This window comes from Olleya sp. UBA1516 (assembly GCF_002323495.1).
GTDB lineage: Bacteria > Bacteroidota > Bacteroidia > Flavobacteriales > Flavobacteriaceae > Olleya.
Map to the genome: position 1 here is coordinate 15,543 of NZ_DCQO01000020.1, position 17,804 is coordinate 33,346.

The 17,804-nt window shown below is 31.9% G+C and carries 14 protein-coding genes; 4 read left to right on the forward strand and 10 right to left on the reverse strand.

The features are described 5' to 3' along the window. Nucleotides 1-12: 12 nt before the first annotated feature. The 3 genes from B2989_RS12410 to lon are packed head-to-tail and all read right to left on the reverse strand — an operon-like array spanning nt 13 to nt 3,987. Complete coding sequence (locus B2989_RS12410) at nt 13-990, reverse strand: LysM peptidoglycan-binding domain-containing protein (RefSeq protein ID WP_292948902.1); 978 nt, start codon at nt 988-990, stop codon at nt 13-15. Nucleotides 991-1,034: 44 nt separating this feature from the next. Continuing rightward, entirely contained in the window at nt 1,035-1,556 is a 522-nt protein-coding gene (locus tag B2989_RS12415; protein ID WP_292948904.1) for a LysM peptidoglycan-binding domain-containing protein, read from the reverse strand. Further along, nucleotides 1,540-3,987 (reverse strand): endopeptidase La, encoded by a 2,448-nt coding sequence (gene lon / locus B2989_RS12420; protein WP_292948906.1) that lies wholly within the window; start codon nt 3,985-3,987, stop codon nt 1,540-1,542. The genes B2989_RS12415 and lon overlap by 17 nt, the downstream gene beginning before the upstream one ends. 293 nt (nt 3,988-4,280) lie before the next feature. Between lon and B2989_RS12425 the strand changes: the two genes are divergently transcribed. From B2989_RS12425 to B2989_RS12440, 4 genes are read left to right on the forward strand one after another with little or no spacing between them, the layout of a single operon-like run. After that, nucleotides 4,281-4,835 carry an RNA polymerase sigma factor gene (locus B2989_RS12425; RefSeq protein ID WP_145001539.1) on the forward strand — a complete coding sequence of 185 codons (555 nt, stop codon included), beginning with the start codon at nt 4,281-4,283 and terminating at the stop codon, nt 4,833-4,835. Between the two features lie 5 nt (nt 4,836-4,840). Beyond that, entirely contained in the window at nt 4,841-5,386 is a 546-nt protein-coding gene (locus tag B2989_RS12430) for a hypothetical protein (RefSeq protein WP_292948909.1), read from the forward strand. Continuing rightward, nucleotides 5,370-6,452: a hypothetical protein gene (locus tag B2989_RS12435; protein WP_292948911.1), complete on the forward strand. Its 1,083-nt coding sequence runs from the start codon at nt 5,370-5,372 to the stop codon at nt 6,450-6,452. The genes B2989_RS12430 and B2989_RS12435 overlap by 17 nt, the downstream gene beginning before the upstream one ends. Before the next feature lie 22 nt (nt 6,453-6,474). Continuing rightward, nucleotides 6,475-7,209, forward strand: a complete 735-nt coding sequence (locus tag B2989_RS12440) for a head GIN domain-containing protein (RefSeq protein WP_145001536.1) — start codon at nt 6,475-6,477, stop codon at nt 7,207-7,209. A gap of 73 nt (nt 7,210-7,282) precedes the next feature. On the opposite strand, the gene B2989_RS12445 is transcribed toward B2989_RS12440, so the two are convergent. The 7 genes from B2989_RS12445 to B2989_RS12475 form a co-directional block, all read right to left on the reverse strand. Next, nucleotides 7,283-8,113: a hypothetical protein gene (locus B2989_RS12445; RefSeq protein ID WP_292948913.1), complete on the reverse strand. Its 831-nt coding sequence runs from the start codon at nt 8,111-8,113 to the stop codon at nt 7,283-7,285. 32 nt (nt 8,114-8,145) lie between these two features. Further along, on the reverse strand, nt 8,146-9,450 hold the full coding sequence (locus B2989_RS12450; RefSeq protein WP_145001534.1) for an MFS transporter: 1,305 nt from the start codon (nt 9,448-9,450) through the stop codon (nt 8,146-8,148). Between the two features lie 85 nt (nt 9,451-9,535). After that, nucleotides 9,536-10,369 (reverse strand): M48 family metallopeptidase, encoded by an 834-nt coding sequence (locus B2989_RS12455; RefSeq protein ID WP_292948915.1) that lies wholly within the window; start codon nt 10,367-10,369, stop codon nt 9,536-9,538. A 129-nt stretch (nt 10,370-10,498) separates the two neighbouring features. After that, the gene (locus B2989_RS12460) at nt 10,499-12,904 is read right to left on the reverse strand and encodes a glycoside hydrolase family 31 protein (RefSeq protein WP_292948917.1); all 2,406 of its coding nucleotides are present in this window, start codon (nt 12,902-12,904) and stop codon (nt 10,499-10,501) included. A 185-nt stretch (nt 12,905-13,089) separates the two neighbouring features. Then, on the reverse strand, nt 13,090-15,000 hold the full coding sequence (glgB, locus tag B2989_RS12465) for a 1,4-alpha-glucan branching protein GlgB (protein ID WP_292948920.1): 1,911 nt from the start codon (nt 14,998-15,000) through the stop codon (nt 13,090-13,092). A 3-nt stretch (nt 15,001-15,003) separates the two neighbouring features. Continuing rightward, nucleotides 15,004-16,269 (reverse strand): glucose-1-phosphate adenylyltransferase, encoded by a 1,266-nt coding sequence (locus B2989_RS12470; protein ID WP_292948922.1) that lies wholly within the window; start codon nt 16,267-16,269, stop codon nt 15,004-15,006. Between the two features lie 2 nt (nt 16,270-16,271). Further along, nucleotides 16,272-17,681, reverse strand: coding sequence for a glycogen synthase (locus B2989_RS12475; RefSeq protein ID WP_292948924.1), 1,410 nt, complete (start codon nt 17,679-17,681; stop codon nt 16,272-16,274). Nucleotides 17,682-17,804 lie beyond the last annotated feature (123 nt).

The window sequence follows — 17,804 nt, forward strand, 5'->3', positions numbered from 1 at the left end:
AGATTTATTTTTTTACTTCAATTTTAACCTTTGTCCAATCTTTAAATTGTTGAATTGAATATCATTTAACTTACTTAAGTTTTCAACCGTTGTATTATACCTTTTAGATAAATTATACAAGTTATCTCCTTTTACAACAACATGATATTCAGGTGTTTTATCAGCTTCTTCAGTAGTATTTAAAGTATTATTATCTAACACTTCGGTATCAATGGTTGCCTCTACTTTATCTTCCAAAACAACTTCCTCTGTTTCAAGTTTAGTGTTTTCATTTTCAGTAACGAGCTCTTCATCTTTAAAAACCGATTTAGTTTCTTCTAATTTAACGTTAGCTTCTTCTTTTAAAATAGCTTTTTGTCTAGCTAACTCTAATTGTTTTTTAGCTTCTTCTAATTGTTTTTTTGCTGCAATTACTTCTGCAGAATCTTCTTCTTGTATTATCACATCTTCTTCCACAACTAAAGGCACTATGTTAGGCTTAGAATAGCTGGTGTTTTTTGGAGCAGGCATTGCTACTTTATTGGTTTGTGTTGGTACTGGAGGTGGTGGTAATGTTGCAGGAGATTCTCCTACTGGCAATCTAGCTATTATTCGCTCTTCGCCTACATAACTTATTACAGGACTACTGGATGGTACTAAAATACGTTTTACAATTTTAACCTTTTGTCCTAAGCTTAATGCATTATTTGCTAACTTATTATCATTTACAATTTGATCTACACTTAAATTGTGCTTTTTAGAAATTGCAGATAATGTCTCTCCTTTTACAACTGTATGATAGGATATATCCTTATAAACAACACCACTTGAAGTCGTTGTCAATTCTTCAGGATTTGTGTCTGCATGTGATCTAAACACATACTCACCTGTCTTAGTAGACATAAAGGCTTCCTTACCTTCTACTTCAATAGGTAAAAACTCTTCTTCAATGTCTTGAGAAAAACCAATAGTAACAGTTAATAAGGTTAGAATAAATAGTAATTTTTTCATTATAAATTAAATTAATTTTAACAAATATAAACTATTGATTCAAACTATCTTAAAAATAGTGTTTTTCCTACAATTATTATATTATCCTTTATATTATTAAGGCTTTGAATTTTTGAAATTGGCACTTCTGTTTTTTGAGAAATACTATACAATGTATCGCCTTTTTTTACAATCCACACATTACTAACTTTTACTTTAGCTGAATTAGCATAACCTATTTTTAACCTTTGATTTATTGATATCAGGTTAGTACTTAAGTTATTAATTGCTTTAATATGTGAAATACTTACGCCATATTTATTAGATATGGCGTATAGTGTATCTCCTTGTTCTACAATATGAGTTGTTACTAAATCCGTATCACCATTTACTACCTCTTGATGATTGTCTGAATTATCATCAACAAACTGGGTAATTCCAGTTTTGGTGTTTAAAACTGCAGGTTTACCATCCAGTATAACATTAACCAAGTTTTGATCTTGAGCTGAAGCTATTGCTGAATTTAGTATAACTACAATAAAGAACAACCTTTTAAAAAGACTTGATGTCTTATAATTTTTTAGCATTACTTACCTTTTGATTTGTCACTGCAATTTTAATAACATCCAACATATCTGACACATAGTGAAACGTTAGACCTTTTAAATATTCTGGTTTAATTTCTTCTATATCTCTTCTATTGTCTTCACATAATAAAATCTCTTTTATTCTTGCACGCTTAGCAGCTAGTATTTTTTCTTTAATACCTCCAACTGGTAATACTTTACCACGCAATGTAATCTCACCAGTCATTGCTAAGCTTTTCTTTACTTTACGTTGTGTAAATAAAGAGACTAATGACGTTAGCATGGTAACTCCTGCGCTTGGTCCATCTTTAGGTGTTGCTCCTTCTGGTACGTGGATGTGCACATTATATTTTTCAAATACCTCAGGGTTAATATTTAACTCTTCAGCGTGAGCCTTGATAAACTCCATAGCAATGGTAGACGATTCCTTCATTACCTTACCTAAGTTTCCGGTAATATTTAATGCACCTTTTCCTTTAGATAAAATAGATTCAATAAATAAAATATCTCCACCTACTCTTGTCCAAGCTAAACCTGTAACAACACCAGCAACATTATTGTTTTCGTATTTATCACGTTCTAATTTTGGACCACCTAATATTTCTACTATATCATCGTTAGAAATCTTGATATTATATTCTTCTTCCATTGCAATATTTTTAGCTGCATAACGCACCATTTTTGCAATTTGCTTTTCTAAACCACGTACACCAGATTCTCTAGTATAACCTTCTACTATTTTTTCTAGTTGCGGTTTACCTATTTTAATGTGTTTATCTTCTAAACCGTGTTCCTTTAATTGTTTTGGTAATAGGTGTCTTTTAGCAATTTCTACCTTTTCCTCAATTGTATAACCTGTAACATTGATAATTTCCATACGGTCTCTTAAAGCAGGCTGAATAGTATTTAAACTATTAGTAGTTGCTATAAACATAACTTTAGATAAGTCGTAACCCATCTCTAAGAAGTTATCATGGAACTCGGCATTTTGTTCTGGATCTAAAACTTCTAATAATGCAGAAGACGGATCTCCTTGATGAGAGTTGGATAATTTATCAATTTCGTCTAGTACAAAAACTGGATTAGAGGTACCTGCTTTTTTAAGACTTTGCAAAATTCGTCCTGGCATAGCTCCAATATAAGTCTTACGATGTCCACGTATTTCTGCTTCGTCACGCAAACCACCTAAACTCATACGCACATATTCGCGACCTAGTGCTTCTGCTACAGATTTACCCAATGATGTTTTACCAACTCCTGGAGGACCATATAAACATAAGATTGGCGACTTCATGTCATTACGTAATTTTAACACTGCTAAGTGCTCGATGATACGTTGTTTGACATCATCTAAACCATAATGATCACGATTTAATATTTTTTCGGCACGCTTTAAATCAAATTTATCTTTACTAAACTTACTCCATGGTAAATCTAAAAATAGGTCCAAATAATTGCGTTGTATAGAATACTCAGCAACCTGAGGATTCATACGTTGCATTTTTGCTAACTCTTTATCAAAATGTTTTCCGACTTTTTCATCCCATTTTTTAGATTTAGCACGCTTTTTCATGTCTTCAATCTCCTCAGCATTACCACCACCAAGCTCTTCTTGAATCGTTTTTAGTTGCTGATTTAAAAAGTATTCACGTTGTTGTTGATTTAAATCACTTTGTACTTTAGATTGAATGTCATTTTTAAGTTCTAGCTTTTGAAACTCGACGTTCATATAACGTAATGTTTCTAGAGCACGATCCTTCAGGTGATTCATTTCTAGAAGCGCCTGTTTTTCATCTACATCCAAATTCATGTTAGACGATACAAAATTGATTAAAAACGAATCACTTTCTATATTTTTAATAGCAAACGTCGCCTCTGTTGGTATATTTGGACTATCCTTGATGATTTGTACAGCTAACTCTTTAATAGATTCAATTATTGCTGCAAACTCTTTGTTTTTTGCTGCAGGTTTTGCTTGTGGTACCTCCTTAACAGTTGCTTTAATGTAAGGCTCTTCTGTTATAACAGTATCAATCTCAAATCGTTTTTTACCTTGTATAATAACTGTTGTGTTACCATCAGGCATTTTTAAAACTTTTAAAATTCTAGCTACAGTACCAATTTGATGTAAATCCTCTGCCTTAGGGTCTTCTACATCTTCATCTATTTGAGAAACAACACCAATGACCTTACCGCCTTTATTAGCGTCGTTAATTAATTTAATAGATTTATCGCGTCCTGCAGTAATAGGTATTACAACACCTGGAAACAATACTGTGTTACGTAATGACAAAATTGGAAGTGTTTCTGGCAATTCCTCTTTTGCTATTTTTTCTTCATCTTCTGGCGTCATTAAAGGGATTAATTCTGAATTTTCATCAAAATCTTGTAATGACAAACTGTCAAGCGATATAAAGTTAGATTTTTTCATAGATATATGTAAGCCAAAATGTCACTGTAATCGTTTCATTTAAGCTATTGTGTTTTAAAATTACAAATTAAATTTTTACTATTACACTGATAAACTTATAGTTAACAATAAGTAACAGCATATTTTCAATTATAAAATTTCAATTAATGTGCCATACTTTAAGATGCTACTCTAAATCGCAAAAAGTTTAATACTATCTTGTTATAATCAATAATAAAAAATAAAAATATTTTTTTTAAAAAAAGTGTAACAAAGTGTTTTAACTTTCCTCTTTATATAAAACAAACCATTTTTTGACACTAACCAAACACAATATTGAAGCGCTTATAATGCTTTGCCTATCTGGTAACCAATTAGCACAATTGGAGATTTACAACAGGTATTACAAGGCAATGTATAATACGTCATTTAGAATTGTGAATAATAGTTTTGAAGCTGAAGACATTATGCAAGAATCATTTTTGACTGCATTTACTAAGCTGAATACACTTAAAGAAATAAGCACATTTAGTGCTTGGTTAAAACGTATTGTTGTTAATAATAGCATACATGCTTTTAATAAAAATAAAAAAAATGAAGACGTAGCTCTGGACGATGTATTATATAAAATTGAAGACCATCAAGGCGTTGATACAACAATCGAGTTTACTTCTGTTAAAGCAAAACAAATTTTAGACACTTTAAATACTCTAAAATCTAATTACAGAATTGCATTAACCTTAAATCTTATTGAGGGTTATGATTACGAAGAAATTAGTGAAGTCATGCAAATTAGTTATGCTAATTGCAGAACAACAGTCTCTAGAGCAAAAGAGAGTTTAAGAAAAAAATTAGAACAATTAAATTAATTGTGATGAAAGATAATATAGAACAATTATTTGAAAATTTAGATAGTCAATTTGATATTGAAGTCCCTAATTTGGGACATCAACAGCGTTTTATTGACAAACTAAATAAAACAGAAACTAAATTAGCTAGTCGTAAAACTAATTATTGGAAGCCTTTATTGGCAGTAGCAGCATCTGTTGTGTTAATTTTAAGTATTGTACTTAATATTAAACCAGATACTACCCAAAAGGATTTAGCCAGTATCTCTCCAGAATTAGCAGAAACGCAAAACTTTTTTTCTAATACTATTGCTTTTGAGTTAAACAAACTTAAAACAGAAAAAAGCCCTGAGACACAAAAACTAGTAAATGATGCTTTATTAAGGTTAGATAGGCTTGAATTAGAATACAAAAACTTAAAATTAAACCTAACAGAAAGTGGCGAGGACCAACGTGTCATTTATGCGATGATTACCAACTTTCAAAACAGAATAGACGTGTTACAAAGCACACTTTTACAAATTGAAGCGCTTAAAACATTAAAACAAAACAATTATGAAACTACTATATAAATTATCCCTTTGCCTTTTAATACCTATAGTTTCCCTATCTAATAATGGTGATTTAGATGGTAAGCATACTAAGCAAAAAACTCTGAAAAAAGAATATACTGTTACCAAAAACGCAACCTTGAAAATAGATAATAAATATGGTAACTTGGATATTGTAACTTGGACAGGTAATACTATTGCTATAGAAGTCAAAATAACTACCAACGGTAATGACTTGGATGAAGTACAATCTAGATTAGATGAAATTGATGTCGAATTTTCTGGTACATCCAATTACGTTTCTGCCGAGACTTTAATTGGCAAAAAGAAGAAAAGCTCTTGGTGGAATTGGTCTAATAACAACGATGTTAATATGAAAATAAATTACGTTGTTAAAATGCCCATTACAAACCATGTAGACTTAAGTAACGATTATGGTAATATAACTTTAGGAACACTTGAAGGTCATGCAGAAATAAGTTGTGATTATGGTAAAATTACAACCAAAGAGTTGTTAGCAGATAATAATGTTATCAATTTTGATTACACCAACAATAGTTACTTTGAATATATCAAAAGTGGAAAAATTAATGCTGACTATAGTGGATTTACAGTTGCAAAAACTAAAGACTTAACCATTGTTGCGGACTATACAAAGTCGTTAATAGAAATAGCCGAAAACGTAAATTATAACTGTGATTACGGAAGCTTACGTGTTAATAAATTAAATAGCATTTCTGGTAATGGAGACTACCTTACAGTAGTATTAGGTGACGTGTATAAAAACGTGACTTTAAATGCAGATTACGGTTCTATTAAAATTGGAAAAATGACAAAAAATGCTGGAGATATAAATATTGAATCTGATTATGTTGGTATAAAAATAGGTATTGATCCAGAATACGCTTTTGATTTTGATATAAAATTAGAATACGGAAGTTTGACTGGCGAAGATGACTTTGAGATTAACACCAAAAGTATCAAGCATTCTGATAAATACTATTCTGGATATCACAATAAGAGTAATTCAGGGAACCTAATAAAAATAAACTCAGAGTACGGAAGCGTAACCTTTGATAAAAAATAATAATTTAACAAAATCAATCATCATGAAAACATTTAAACAAACATTAGCATTAACCTTAACACTTTTAGTATTTACATCTTGTAATGCGCAATGGGGAAAAGGAAAAACAATTAAAGGAAACGGAAACCTTACTACAATAACTAGAACAACATCAGATTATGATGCAATTAGACTTGCAGGTTGGATGGAATTTGAATTAGTTGAAGGTGAAGAAGGTACAATTACTATTGAAGGTGAAGAAAACCTTTTAGATTATATTTTAACCGAAGTTGAAGGTAACGGATTAATAGTTAAAACAGAAAATAATATTAATTTAAAACCTAGCGGAAATAAAACTATCAAGATCACCATTCCGTTTAAAGATATTGACAAAGTATCACTTTCAGGCTCTGGTGATGTTACGTCTAATGCAACCATAGTTTCTAAAAATTTTGAAGCTAAAGTATCAGGTTCTGGAGATATTACTTTAGATATACAATCAACTAACGTTGATGCAAATGTCACAGGTTCTGGAGATTTGACATTAACTGGTCAAACAACTAATTTAAATGCAAGTGTGACAGGCTCTGGAGATTTTCATGGTGGACGCTTAATGGCTGACTTTACAGAAGCTAAAGTAACTGGATCTGGTGATGTTGTTGTTTATGCTAAAGAAGCTATCAAAGCAAGAGTAACAGGCTCTGGAGATATTGAATATAAAGGTAGTCCAAGTAAAGTAGACAAAAAAGTTACTGGATCTGGAGATATTAGTAATTAATACAAAACTTAGCTATTAAAAAAGCCACAATTCTAGTTTTAGAATTGTGGCTTTTTTTATTTAAATAAAAATCTTAGTTTAAAATAACATCGTTTAATTCTCCTAAAACATTTGAGGTAATATTATCGTCTGCATCATAAACACTTCCTTCATATTTGATTAACCCAACATCTTTAGCAAAGTAGTAAAAATACTCAGCAGAGCTATCAGGAGTTCCTGCTAATTGGTAGGTAGTTGTCGCTTTAACTTTAATTACTGGACTATAACTTGTACCATTGACCTCAACAGTACTATCTTTTTCCATGATTTGGCTAGTATAAATTACGTTTAAATTAGTAGTAGGCACTTCAGGTAAATCTTCAATCAAAACTTCAGTAGTTGTTGTAATTGTATATGTATTAGTCCAACTTTCGCCTACATTTAAATAGTCTTTTAACATTATAAATCCATAAGCTGACTGAGAAATCTCAATAAAACCACCAACATTAATATTAGTACTTGCTACACTAAAGTGATAATCTCCACCATTTTTACTAGAATATGAGTTTAACTCTACATCTCCAGTTGTTGATCCATCTGTACTTGTAGAATTTTGAAAAAATGAGCTATATAAATATGAAGGAAAACCTAAATAGTCCTCTTGATTAGAAATTTCCATTACAGAATCTTCTTCAGCAACACCATCCACACTGTAGTCGTAAGTCCATTTGTTACCTTCTGCCATAGGCCAATAGTCGCCTGTAGTCTCTCCTCCAGGTTCTCCTATAATAACTTCACCTCCTCCAACACTTCCGCCTCCTGTGCTACCACCTGCAGCATCTAATTCAAAACCCTCTAATGGTTCGTTTTCACAACTTAAAAACACAAAAGCTAAAGATAATAATGGTAGTAATATTTTTTTCATTTTTAATATTTTAGATTATAAACATAATAAAATTAATTTAACTCACCTTGTTTTGGCACTCTAAACAGCAAAAAGATACCTACTAAAAAGAATACAAACAAAAACAATATAGCATTTCGCATACTACCTGTTAATTGATCTATAGTTGCAAAAATCACCATTCCTATAACAATACCAATTTTTTCTGCAACATCAAAAAAACTAAAATACGATGTAGTATCCTCTGTTTCTGGTAAAAATTTAGAGTATGTAGATCGTGCTAAACTTTGCACGCCTCCCATTACCAATCCTACACAACCAGCTGCTATGTAAAATTGAAAAGGTGTAACCATAAAATAAGCATAAAAACATAACGCCATCCATATAAAATTAACGATTATAAGCGTTTTAATGTTACCGAATTTTTCGGATGCTTTTGACGTTAAAAAAGCACCTAATATAGCTACCAATTGTATTACTAAAATACTAACTATTAATCCTTGTGTTTTAGCATCAGAGTTTCCCCAAGCAATTTCTTCTTCTCCAAAATACACAGCGACTAACATAATGGTTTGTACTGCCATACTAAACACAAAAAAGGCTGCTAAGTAGCGTTTTAATCTTAAGTTTTGTTTTAGTTGAATCCATACTAATTTTAATTCTTTTAAACCATTAAGTACTATCGCTCTTGTTACCTTTTCACCTGTTTTAACTCCTTTTGGTAATATATAAAATGAATATTGACTAAACCCAATCCACCATACACCAACCATAACAAAAGAATAGCGCATCATTTGCAATTTAGCCTCACCTGTCTCTTGTGTCATTACCATAGCTAGATTTACTAGTAATAACAAAACGCTTCCAACGTAACCTAAGCTAAAACCTTTAGCACTTATACTGTCTTGTTGTTCTGGAAATGCAATATCTGGTAAGTAAGAATTGTAAAACACCAAACTTCCCCAATAACCAATTAAACCCATAAAATAAAACAACAAACTAATATGAATGGACTCTATACTAAACCAGTATAAACCAATACAACCTAAACCTCCTAAATAACAAAAAAACTTCATGAAATTTTTCTTGTTACCTACGTAGTCTGCAATACCAGATAATATAGGAGATGTAAAAGCTACTACTAAAAATGTAAAAGCTGTTACATATGTTATTAATGCTGTGCTTTTAAAAACCATTCCAAAAGCAGGAACCGTTTTTTCTACTTGAGAGACAAAAAGCGCTGAGTAAAATATTGGAAATATTGACGATGCTATAGTTAAGGTATACACTGAATTTGCCCAATCATAAAATGCCCAAGCATTAAGCAGTTTTTTACTTCCTTTTTTAAGATGTGCCATTAAATAGTAATTAGTTAGTGCTTAAAAATACAAAAGCTGCTCTTATAAAGAGCAGCTTCGAAAGTAATTAAATATTTTTAAAAAACTAGTATTTACCTAAAGGTCTAAAACTAGTTACACCAAATTTTTGTGCTTCTGCTTTAGCTGAAGGAGATAAAGCTGTTAAATTATCAATACGTGTTTGATTTGCTGGATGCGTACTTAAAAATTCTGGTGGTGCTTCTCCTCCACTTGCTTGTGCCATACGTCTCCATAAATTAGCTGCTTCATCTGGATTGTAACCAGCAATAGCTGTAAGGTATAAACCAATTCTATCCGCTTCAGTTTCGTGACTTCTACTAAAAGGTAACATACCTCCTACGTTAGAAACAATACCATAAGATTGATTAAAGATTCCTAAAGTTTTTTCATCATTTGCCAAAGCTACATTACCAACAACTCCTAAGCCTTGTTGTATCATTCCAGCACTCATACGTTGTTGTCCGTGATTTGCTAAAGCATGCGCTACTTCATGACCCATAATTGCAGCAATTGCAGATTCGTTTTCTGCTACTGGTAAAATTCCGGTATAAAACACAATTTTTCCTCCTGGCATACACCAAGCATTTACAACATCTTCTTCAATTAAATTGTATTCCCACTTATAATCATTTAAATAACCTTGTTGTCCATTAGCATTTAACCAACGTTCTGCTGCGACAGATATACGTTGACCAACACGCTTAATCATCTCTGCTCTTGTTGTTCCTGTTTCTACTTTACTTTCTGTTAACACTTGGTTATATTGCGCGAAAGCTGTTGGAAACAATTCTGCATTAGACACAAAAGCTAATGTTTTTTTTCCTGTAAATGGATTAGTAGAACATGACAAAAACATTACTAATGTTAAAGCAAGCGCTACGCTATTTTTTAATTTCATATTGATTATAATTTATTCTTTTTATAAATCTACAAAAACTTAGCCATATTTTAACAAACGGTATTTTTATTTGCTAACAAAACATCGATTAAAGTCACGTATAGTCTTTAAACAGTATATTTCTTGTATTTATTTTCCTATTAAATGAATTTCAGAAAAGTTTTTATCAATAACCATAGACACTATTTCGCTGTCTTTAATTTGATCAATAGCTACAGTTTCATTATCTATTTGAATCTCATTAATTTCAAATGGTAATGCGTGAATATTTAATTTGAAAGTCTTATAAGTCGCTTCATACTTCCCTTCTTTATGCTGTTGAATAATTAATTCCTGAGACTTACCTGTTAATTTAAATGTCCTGAAACTATAACGTCCCTTAGTATAATCATAACCATCATGAGCATCATCAAATAACTGTGACGACTCTTTACCTAACTTAAAGTACACGTCTAATGATAACTCTTCAATTATTGTTTGGTCTACATATTGCTGAACTGGAAATTTAGGTACGATTGCACCTTCTTTTATAAAAATAGGCATACTATCTATTTCTGCATCAACCCATTTTTCTTTTCCTCCTTCTACTAACTCATCGGTCCAAAAGTTATACCAGCTACCTCTAGGTATGTACATTCTGCGACCTTTAGCATTAGGTTCTTGTATTGGGCAAACTAAAATTTGATCTCCATAAACAAACTCATCTGTTCTATAGTGTGTTTGATTATCCTCTTGATCGTACATGACTAGAGACTTTAATATAGGTGTACCATGCTCTACCAAGTTCCAAAAAGCGGTATATAAATAAGGTAAAAGTTGATATCTAATTTCAATAAATTTTCTAACAACATCTGTCACGTCTTCATCAAAAGCCCAAGGTTCTTGATCTCCATGATCTCCAGAAGAATGCACACGACAAAATGGATGAAAAATTCCTAATTGAATCCAACGTGTAAACAATTCGCCTTGAGGCTGTTCGGCAAAACCTCCGATATCACTTCCTGCAAAACTAAATCCTGACATTGCCATACGTTGTGCTTGTACATTTGCTATCCAAAGATGTTCCCAAGTAGCCACATTATCTCCTGTCCAAGTAGACGTGTATCGTTGGGTACCAGAATAAGCTGCTCTAGTTATTACAAACGGACGTTTAGGATAGTTAAACTTTTTCATTCCATGATAAGTAGCTCTAGCCATTTGCATACCATAAACATTGTGTGCTTTTCTGTGACTACACGGATTACCATCATAATCATGACGCACATCATCCGGAAATGTTTTATTTGGCACTTCCATTACAGCAGGCTCATTCATATCATTCCAAACGCCTTGTATACCTATGTCTTCAACTAATTCTTTAAATAATCCTGACCACCAATCTCTAACTTCTGGTTTTGTAAAGTCTGGAAAATAACATTCTCCTGGCCAAACTTTACCTTTCATGTATGGACCATCAGCACGTTTACAAAAATAATCCTTGTCTAAAGCTTCTTTAAAAACTGAATATTCGTTGTCTATTTTAATTCCTGGATCAATAATAGCTACGGTTTTAAAGCCATCATCTAACAACTCTTTAACCATGCGTTTTGGGTCTGGAAAGTGGTCTTTATTCCAAGTGAAACATCTAAAACCATCCATATAATCTATATCTAAATAAATAGCATCACATGGTATTTGAAGCTCTCTAAATTTTGAGGTTACCGCTTTAACCTCTGCTTCAGGATAATAACTCCATTTACATTGATGAAACCCTAAAGCCCATAATGGTGGTAATTGATGTGGTTTTCCTGTCAAGTCTGTGTAATTCTCAACAACATCCTGCATTTTTGGGCCATAAATAAAATAGTAATTCATCTCACCTCCTTGAGCCCAAAAACTGGTTACGTTACGTCGTTCTTGACCAAAATCAAAATACGATCTAAAGGTATTATCAAAAAAGATTCCGTAAGCTTTACCATGGTGTAAACCTGTAAAAAATGGAATTGCTTTATAAATAGGATCTGTTTCTTTACCAAAAGCATAAGAGTCGGTTACCCAGTTTTGAAATCGTTTTCCTTTTAAATTTAAATGGTCAGGCTTATCACCTAAACCAAAGTAACTTTCACGTTCATTAACGGTTTTACTCATTTTAACGATGTTACCACCAAACTCATAGCTTTCTTCCCAATGAAAACCTATTTCATCTTGGTTAATAAGCTCGTCTGTTATAGCATCATAAATAGAGACTCTGGCATCTTTTTTAGAGACTTCACATCTCAATTTAGAAGTGATTATAATGTAAAACTCATCATTTTCTACAATTTCTAACTTATTATAACCTGTACTTGCGTATTTGGTTATAGCATAAGAAAAATCGTTATCAAACGTTCCTGTTGTTGTGTATCTAAATCTTAGGACACTATCCCTTAAGACTGTTAATTGAAGCACTACGTTATTTTCTGTATAGAAATATAATGTGTCTACATCTTTTTTAAATTTTATTATTTGTGAAGGAAATAAGTTTCCTTTTTGTTCTAATTCTGTATTTACAATCATAATTGAATGTCCTAATTATTTATAGTAAAAAAACGCAAAATAAACCTGTTACAAAAGCTTTGCTATTAGATATTGTTACAAATTATTAACTATAACGTTTTCGATAATTAAATTTATTAAAACCTTAATTATCAAACAGTAAAAATGAGAATTACATATATTATATAATCGTAATATTCTTTTTTTTAAGGTTGATATTTTAAGGCTATCATACCTAAAGGAGGTATTGTAATTTCAACTGAATTTTTTCTAGAATGCCATAGTTTTAATTGGCTAACTATTGGCTTATTTTGAAAATCTCCTGTTCCAAAGTATTGCTTATTATCGCTATTAAATACTTCTATTAATTGTCCTTTTTTAGGTAGTCCAATTCTGTAATTATTTAGAGGTACTGGTGTCATATTACAAGCTACAATAATATTGTCTTTAGGCTTATTTCCTTTACGCATAAACACTATTACAGAATGTTCTGAATCTCCGTAATCAATCCACTCAAAACCATCACTTGAAAATTGTTTTTGATAAAGTGCTGGTTCTGTTTTATAAAACGTATTAAGCTCTTTTATAAACTGATTTAACCCTTTATGCGATGGATAATCCAATAAATGCCAATCAAGACTAGTTTCAAAATTCCATTCTTCACTTTGACCTATTTCTACACCTTGAAACAATAATTTTGTGCCTGGATGAGCAAACATATAACTGTATAACAATCTAACATTAGCAAAACGTTGCCACTCATCTCCTGGCATTCTTCCTAAAATAGATTTTTTACCATACACCACTTCATCATGACTTAAAGGCAGCATAAAGTTTTCTGTAAATGCGTAGGTTAATGAAAAGGTTATATCATTTTGATGGTGTTTTCTATAAATTGGTTCTTTTGAAAAATATTGTAAGGTATCATGCATCCAACCCATCATCCATTTCATACCAAATCCTAAACCATCTAAAAAAACAGGTTTTGAGACTCCTGGAAACGCAGTAGACTCTTCTGCAATAGACTGTACATCTGGATAGTTTCCGTAAATTGCTTTATTTAAATCTTGTATAAAAGCTATGGCTTCTAAGTTTTCTCTTCCTCCATGGATATTAGGTTCCCACTCACCATCTTCTCTACTATAATCCAAAAACAACATAGACGCTACAGCATCCACACGTAAACCATCTGCATGGTATTGATCTAACCAAAATAAAGCATTGCTTATTAAAAATGATTTAACCTCGTTACGACCATAATTAAATATTAAGCTTTTCCAATCCTGATGATACCCTTTACGCTTATCAGGATGCTCATACAAACATGAGCCATCAAATAGTCCTAATCCATGTGCATCTTCTGGAAAATGAGAAGGTACCCAATCCAGTATAATTCCGATATCATTTTGGTGTAATGTGTCTACCAAAAGTTTAAACTCTTCTGGATAACCAAATCGTGATGTTGGTGCAAAATATCCTGTGATTTGATAACCCCAACTTGGATCGTACGGAAATTCCATTATTGGCATCAGCTCGACGTGCGTAAAATTCATTTCCTTGACGTAATTTACTAGGTCGTCTGCCAACTCTACATATGATAAAAAGCGATTGTCTTCAACCTGCTTTTTCCAAGATCCTAAATGTACTTCGTAAACAGAATAAGGCGCATCTAAAGCATTTTTTTGCTTTCTGGAGGCCATCCATTTTTTATCTTTCCAAGTATAATTATCTTCCCAAACTATAGAGGCTGTACTTGGATTATGTTCGCAACGTCTAGCATAAGGATCTGCTTTTTCTGTCACGCTACCATTAGTACTATTTTGTATTTTATACTTGTACAAACTGCCTTTACCAATGTTTGGTATAAACCCTTCCCAGATTCCGCTTTTATCCCATCGTACATTTAAAAGATGGTCACCTTCTGTCCATGCATTAAAGTCACCTACTACAGACACTTGTGTCGCGCTTGGTGCCCAAACAGCAAAATAGGTGCCTTCAACATTATTAACCGTAGTTATATGAGATCCAAATTTCTCGTATAATCGATAATGTTTTCCAGCTTTAAAAAGATTAATATCAAAGTCCGTAAAAAGACTAAACACAGTGACTTCTGCCATAAGCTATATTACAAATCCATTAGGTATTACAGCTCCTTTTTTAATAACAACAATACCATCTTTAATAACATAGGTATCCGTTTCTTTATTTTCTAAATGCTTTCCGCCATTAATTCTAACATCATCTCCTATTCTTATATTTTTATCAATAATGGTGTTTTTTATAAAACAACGCTCTCCTATTCCCATTAAAATATTAATCTTATTAGACTCTATCTCCTCTAAAGATTCATAGGAATCACAACCCATCATGTAGGTATTAATAATGGTGGTTTCTTTACCTATTCTAGATCTAATACCAATGACTGATTTTTCAATTTTAGCAGCATGCACAATACAACCTTCTGCAATAACTGTTCTATCTAAAGCGGTTCCTGATATTTTAGATGTTGGTAATATCCTAGCACGTGTATAGACGCTTTGATCTTTATCGTATAAATTAAATTTAGGTATATCATCCGTCAAGCCTAAGTTAGCTTCAAAAAATGAATCTATGTTTCCTATATCTGTCCAATACCCTTCAAATTGATAACTAAGTGTTTTATGCTTTGCAATGGATTGCGGAATGATTTCCTTTCCAAAGTCATTTGTATCTGGATTACTCATTAGCTCTACCAATAAATCTCTATTAAAAATATAGATTCCCATTGATGCTAGGTGGTTTTTACCTTGACTTTCCATTTCTGGACTAACGGTTGATGTCCATTCTGGTAACAATGATGCCTCAGGTTTTTCTATAAAAGAAGTAATTACGTTTTTATCATCTGTTTTTAAAATCCCAAATGACGTTGCATCCTTAGCATTTACAGGAATAGTTGCTATAGATATTTTTGCTTTAGCTTTAATGTGTGCATCAATCATCTCGTTAAAATCCATTTGATACAATTGGTCTCCAGACAAGATTAACGCATACTCAAAATCATGACTTAAAAAATGATGCATGCTTTGTCTAACCGCATCTGCTGTACCCTGAAACCAACCTTCGTTACCTGGTGTTTGCTCGGCTGCTAAAACATCTACAAAAGCCGAACTAAAAAAACTAAAATGATAGGTGTTTTTAATATGACGATTTAAGGATGCCGAGTTAAACTGTGTTAATACAAACATGCGTTTGATGTCTGAGTTTATACAATTAGAAATAGGAATATCTACCAATCTATACTTTCCAGCAATAGGTACTGCAGGTTTAGATCTAGTTGCAGTTAATGGATATAATCTGGATCCTTGTCCTCCTCCTAAAATTATAGATAACACTTTATTATTAATCATAGTTATTTTTTTAAAGATTGGTATAAATTAATATATGCTTTTGCAGAAACATCCCATGAATGATCAATGGTCATAATATGCTTTCTTATTGATTTAAAGATAGTTGTTTTATTATATAAATCAACACTTCGGGTAATGGCTTTATAAATTTGCGCTACTGAGACTTCTTGATGACTAATTCCAAAACCCTCGTTTTTGTCTATATCTACAACAGTATCTTTTAAACCTCCAATACTTCTCACTACAGGAATTGTTCCGTAACGCAAAGCGTATAATTGGTTTAATCCACAAGGTTCAACCCTTGATGGCATTAGTAAAAAGTCTGCTCCTGCGTAAATATTATGAGACAGTTTTTCGTCATAGCCAATAAATACATTGTACAGACCTGTATTATTTTCTTTTAACTGAAGCAAAGCCTGTTCTGCTTCGTCCTGTCCAGAGCCTAAAACCAAAACACTACAATTTTCGTCTTCCAATGCTTTTTTTATTGCCAAAGGAAAAACGTCTGCACCTTTTTCATACACCAATCGTCCAATAAATGTAATTAACGGTTTGCTTTCATCTAAATTAAAGGTTTTACACAACGCTAATTTATTAGCTAATTTACCAGCTTCTAATGTTTTTATATTATACTTATGATCTATATAATGGTCTGTTTCGGGATTCCAAACTGCTGTATCTATTCCGTTTAATATACCTATACATTTATTACTTTCATGTTGTAACAAATCTTGTAGTCCATTGGCCTCTTGTTTTAACTCGTCCATATAACTAGGCGATACAGTGGTTACACGCCAAGCACATTTTATTGCTGCTGCCAAAGGATTAATACAATTGTCCCAATCTAACAATCCTGTTTTTGTAGACTCAAATTCTGGTATTAAATGTAATTTATCATAGCCAAACCAACCTTGGTATTGTGCATTGTGGATGGTAGTAATTACCGGAATTGTATTTAAATTTTTATATTTAAAACTCTCCTGACACATAAAAGGTATTAATCCAGTGTGGTGATCATGACAATGAATAATTTCTGGTAAATCTTTTAATGTTAATATCCAATCTAATGTCGCGATCTGAAAGGCTAAAAAGCGATCTGTATCATCTGCAGAATACACATAATTTTTGTGCAAAAGATTTGGGATATCCACAAAATAAACCTCAAAATCTAAAACTGCAGCTTTAGTTTTTAAAATATTGTAACTTATTTTATGACCATTAAAGTCTAATTTACTTTCATAAATTGACTTAAAATTATTTTTTTGAGTGAAAGCATTATCATAAAAAGGCATAACAACATTAGATGTTGCTCCTAGATTATTTTGATATTTTGGTAACGCTCCAACAACATCTGCCAAACCTCCAACTTTAGCTATAGGATAACATTCTGCACTTATATGAAATATTTTCATGTATTACATTTTTATTAGACGTTGAAAAGTTACACTTAAAATCACAAACAGTAAAATGTTATTTTTAAATTAAAATTACGACTGTATTAATTCTATTTTAAGATTTTAGGATATCTTTAAAAA